The organism is Paenarthrobacter sp. CM16, from assembly GCF_013179505.1.
Taxonomy (GTDB): domain Bacteria; phylum Actinomycetota; class Actinomycetes; order Actinomycetales; family Micrococcaceae; genus Arthrobacter.
On record NZ_JABMCX010000330.1, the window covers coordinates 1 to 4,711 of the forward strand.

At 62.5% G+C, this 4,711-nt stretch carries 4 protein-coding genes; 2 read left to right on the forward strand and 2 right to left on the reverse strand.

Annotated features, from left to right (window positions below):
• Positions 1-590 (reverse strand): carbohydrate ABC transporter permease (locus HP499_RS20905; protein ID WP_172326045.1); only part of this gene is annotated, 590 nt, incomplete at its 3' end.
• A gap of 33 nt (positions 591-623) precedes the next feature.
• Complete coding sequence (locus HP499_RS20910; RefSeq protein ID WP_172326046.1) at positions 624-1,934, reverse strand: ABC transporter substrate-binding protein; 1,311 nt, start codon at positions 1,932-1,934, stop codon at positions 624-626.
• Between the two features lie 311 nt (positions 1,935-2,245).
• Between HP499_RS20910 and HP499_RS20915 the strand changes: the two genes are divergently transcribed.
• Together HP499_RS20915 and HP499_RS20920 are read left to right on the forward strand one after the other, a co-directional pair.
• On the forward strand, positions 2,246-3,112 hold the full coding sequence (locus tag HP499_RS20915; protein WP_172326047.1) for a DUF6807 family protein: 867 nt from the start codon (positions 2,246-2,248) through the stop codon (positions 3,110-3,112).
• Positions 3,113-3,117: 5 nt separating this feature from the next.
• Positions 3,118-4,698 (forward strand): glycoside hydrolase 43 family protein, encoded by a 1,581-nt coding sequence (locus tag HP499_RS20920; protein WP_172326048.1) that lies wholly within the window; start codon positions 3,118-3,120, stop codon positions 4,696-4,698.
• Positions 4,699-4,711: the final 13 nt, after the last annotated feature.

Sequence of the window (4,711 nt, forward strand, 5' to 3'; positions counted from 1 at the left end):
AGGAAAATCACCATGGGCGAGCCGAAGGTCCACACATTCAGCACAATCAGGGTGCTCAGCGAGAACTGCGGGTCAGTCACCCACGCGGGTCCTTGGATTCCGAACAAGCCGAGGAACCCGTTGACGATCCCGTCATTGCCGAAGATGTAGCGCCACAGCATCACGATTGCCACGCTCCCGCCCAGCAAGGAAGGCAGGTAGTACACGGAGCGGTAGATCGAAAGACCCTGAAGCCCCCGGTTCAACACCAGTGCCACCAGCAAGGCAACAGCCAGGGAAATCGGGACGGACACGAACGTGTAAATGAAGGTGACCTTCAGCGACTGAAGGAGCCGGGGGTCCTCGAACATCGCCTGGAAGTTGGCGAGCCCCACAAAATTCGGCTCGGTGAAGAGGTTGTAGTCCGTGAAGGCCAAGTACAACGAGGCGAAGAACGGGATGACGGTGAACAACATCCCCAGGAACCAAGGGAGCAGGAACAGGTACCCTGAGCGCTGCTTCTTCCGCCGCGACGGGCGGATCCGGGGCTTGCCGTCCAGTGCCGAAGCCGGGGCAGGGGCGCCGGGAGGTTGTTTGGTCAGAACCGACATGGTGCCACCGTCCCCTCAGGAGCGGGACCTGAGTTACTTGTTGATGGCTGCATTGCTCTTCTCCATGAAGGTCTTCGCGGCATCGGCGGGACTCACGCGGCCGAACTCCACTTCAGTGGTCAACTGCTTCAGGGTGTCTGCCACAACACTGGCGCCCTTGGGATATACGTAGGCGGCAGGAAGTTCGTCTTCCTGAATGGCGGCCATCATGTCCACGAAGGTCTTGTCATCCGCACTCAGCTTCGGGGTGATGGCATCAGCCACCTCCGGGTTGATGGGCACACCGCGCTGGGTAAGGACCTCGGCGGCGCCCTCGGCATCATTGGTCAGGAAGTCCACCAATTTTGCAGCTTCCTTGGGGTGCTTGGACTTGGCAGCGATGGACCACAACATGGTGGGGTCCGCGGAGTAGCCCCGGCGCTCGCCGGTGGTCTCGCCCGGAATGCGCAGCAGGACCACTTCGCCTTCAACGGCCTCGTTGTATCCACGGAAGTTGTTGATGGGGATGATTTGCGAAGCTACAGTGCCCTTGGCCAGGTAGGACTGGGCGGGGGAACCACCGATTTGTTCGAAGAACCCGGCCGGTGGGTAGCCGCCGGCTTTACGGAGGTCCACGCTGTACTGGAACCAGTCCTCGATGGTCTTCTCGCTGACCCCAAGCTTGTTGTCCTTGGTGTAGAAGTCTTCACCGCGTTGACGGGCGAGGATGATGGGCCCGGTTTCGGTGGCGACGTCGTAGCCGGCTCCGTAAACTTTTCCACCGGTTTTTTGGGTAACCTCAGTGGCGAATTTGGCGTAGTCTTCCCAGCTCCAGGTCTTGTCGTCAGGGATGGTCACCCCTGCCTGGTCCGTGATGGTTTTGTTGACCACCATGCCGATGGTGGTGACGCCGGTGGCCAGCCCGTAGAGCTTGCCGTCCACCTCGCCGCGGCTCAGCGTGGTTTCCGGGACTTTATCCAGGTTCAGCTCGGGGAATGATTTGAGGTCGGCCAGCGTGCCGCGCTGGGCGTACTCCAGGAGGCTGCGGTTGGCCATGGCCAGGACATCCGGCGGATTGCCGCCCGCGAACCGTGTGGCGAGTTTGTCTGCGTAGGGACCACTGTCCTGGTATTCGGTCTTGACGGTGATGCCCGGGTTCTTCTTTTCAAAGATCCGCAGGGCCGCCTCGGTCATCTTGGCGCGGTTCGCATCGCCCCAGAAGACGAAGTTCAACTCCACGTTTCCACCGCCGCCGGACTGCGCGGAGCCGCCGCCTCCGCAGCCGGTGAGGGCCAATCCTGCCGCAACCACCGCGGCCCCCAGAACCATCCTGCGGGGGATGGGAGTGCTTGCTGTCTTCTTCATTGAATGACGCCTTTCATTGGTCCGTGAGCGGACGGGCTGGTGGAATGTGAAGGTATGAAACAGAAAGTTTCTGTGGCAACGGATCGTGAGCCGGGCCAAAAAGTGACTGATTGGGCTCGAGGAGGAGGTTGAAAGTAGTGAGTAAACGATTTCTAGCAAGGAATCGCTGTGACTGTCAACACAATTCTCACGCCGCGGGGAAATAATCCACAGAAACTTTCGTCAAATATTGCCGAACTCTTTCTGTCGTGTTTATGCTGATTCCCTCACCAGCCAACGCCGCACCAGTAACCACGTCCGAAGGGGGGCACATGGGAAGCTTCAACCTCCGTGGAGCACACGTGATGCAGGGGAACACCGGCCGGGGGTTGGCAAACCTCGTATCTCCGAGGCCCTACCTGCACCCGATCCGCACGGTGGCCGGGACCGCGCTCACCGAGGCGGCACCAGAGGATCACCCTCATCACTTGGGTTTGTCGCTGGCGTTCTCCGACCTGAACGGAACCAATTTCTGGGGAGGGTCAACCTACACGCAGAATGGCCCGGCGGTCCTGCCCAACCACGGGCGCCAAGTCTCCTCGGGCTGGCAACACCGCGCCGGGCACGCCGAAGGGGACGTTGCCTGGATCAGCCACAACGGTCAGCAACTGGCCAGCGAACGCCGGAGCTACCTCTACCAAGAGCACCCGGCCGGGAACACCTGGAGCTTTTCCTTTTCCTCAGTGATCCAGCCCGCCGGTGCCGTAGAGCAGCTGTCCGTCTCGTCGTCGGCCGTTAAGGGACGGGCAGGAGCAGGCTACGGCGGTATCTTTTGGCGTTTTCCCTCCAGTGAGGGGTCCGCGCAGGTACGTTGTTCCGCCGGGGCGGGCGTCGAGGCAGCGCACGGCTCCCTGTCACCATGGCTCCTGGTGGGAATTCGGCACCTGGGCAAAGACGCCACCGTCATCCTTGCCCAGGATCCCGGGCAGCTCCGTCCATGGTTTGTCAGGACCGAGGGCTATGTCGGGGCAGGGCCGGCAGTCGCATGGGACAAAGCAGTGTCTGCGGACCTGGACAATCCCCTCACGCTGAGCCTCCACGCGGTCATCCACGATGGCACAGTGGCCGACGGCCGGCACGCCCAAGAACTCCTTCAGCAGCACTTTCACTTCAGCAACTCACCCGACAGGACACCATGACAGCTATGGGAAATCGACACCGCGTGCCCGAGTACAGCAACCCCATCCTCAACGGTGACTGGCCGGACCCCGATGCCGTCCAGGTTGGGGGAACCTACTATCTGATCGCCTCCAGCTTCAACCGCGTGCCGGGCCTGCCGGTGCTGCGCTCCACGAATCTGGTGGATTGGGAGCACGCCGGGCATGCCCTCGCGGAGTTGCCGCAAACGAACCACTACTCCCTGGTGCGCCACGGAAGCGGCGTGTGGGCTCCCGCGCTCCGCCATCACGACGGCAAATTCTGGATCTTCTACCCCGATCCTGATCACGGCATCTTTGTCCTGAGCGCGGAAAACCCGGAAGGGCCGTGGAGCGCACCGCACCTCCTATATGCCGGCCGGGGCCTGATAGATCCCTGCCCGCTGTGGGACGACGACGGGCAGGCGTACCTCGTTCATGGATGGGCGAAAAGCCGCATAGGGGTAAAGAACCGGCTGACGGTCCACCGGATGAGTCCCGACGCCACCAGATTGCTGGATCACGGAACGCACGTCATCAACGGCGAGGACCTGCCCGGGTTCACCACCCTCGAGGGCCCGAAATTCTACAAGCGCGGCGACTGGTACTGGATCTTCGCACCCGCCGGCGGGGTGTCCACCGGATGGCAGTCGGTCTTCCGTTCGCGCTCGCCTTTTGGGCCTTACGAGGAACGCCGGGTACTGGAGCAGGGTGACTCTCCGGTAAATGGCCCCCATCAGGGCGCTTGGGTCACCACTCCTGAAGGGCAGGATTGGTTCCTGCACTTCCAGGACCGCGGCGCCTACGGCCGCGTGGTCCACCTCCAACCCATGGGTTGGGACGCGGATGGATGGCCATGGATGGGAGCGCCAGCGGCCGACGGCGGTCCGGGGACGCCGGTTCTGGTCCATCCATACCCGGCGGGTACTTCGCCGGATAACGTGGCACCTCCCACCAGCGACAACTTCACCTCGCCCGGCCTGGGGCCGCAATGGCACTGGCAGGCCAATCCCCGCAAAGAATGGCTGTCCACCTGTGGAGGAGGACACCTGGTCCTGCGCCCACAGGCCAACGATCCCATCAACCTCAGGGAACTTCCCAACGTTCTGGGCCAGATCCTTCCCGGGGTACTGTCCACCTTCACCACCACGCTGGAATTGGACGATGTCCCGGCCGGAACCCGGGCCGGCGTCGTGATTCTTGGCCAGCGGTACGCGTGGCTGGGGATCGTGCGGACCGGTGACGGATATGTCCTGGGCAGCGGCACCGGTAGCGAAGGTCCGCAAGAACTTCCTGTGGGGCGTGCGGTGGACCTTCCCGGACCACGGATTGAGCTCCAGATCCGCACGGATGAGACCCCACGGGCCACCTTTGCCTGGCGGGTGGGTCCCGCTGATCCGTGGCAGATTCCCCTGTGGGATTTTGACGTAGTGGAGGGGCGGTGGATCGGGGCTGAGCTGGGTATTTTCACGGCTTCGCCCCTGGGTTCCCGCGAAAGCGGCAGTGTTATCGTTGGACCCGTGCGGGTTGAAACTGTGCCGGTCCGCCGGTCAACGGCTCCGCGCATCGCCGCTTCAGTTTCCCCATGAGTTCAAGGACTGC

Excerpts from the sequence above, each read along its gene's own strand:
- HP499_RS20910 (WP_172326046.1), bottom strand. The coding sequence starts at position 1,934 with ATGAAGAAGACAGCAAGCACTCCCATCCCCCGCAGGATGGTTCTGGGG.
- HP499_RS20915 (WP_172326047.1), top strand. The coding sequence starts at position 2,246 with ATGGGAAGCTTCAACCTCCGTGGAGCACACGTGATGCAGGGGAACACC.
- HP499_RS20920 (WP_172326048.1), top strand. The coding sequence starts at position 3,118 with ATGGGAAATCGACACCGCGTGCCCGAGTACAGCAACCCCATCCTCAAC.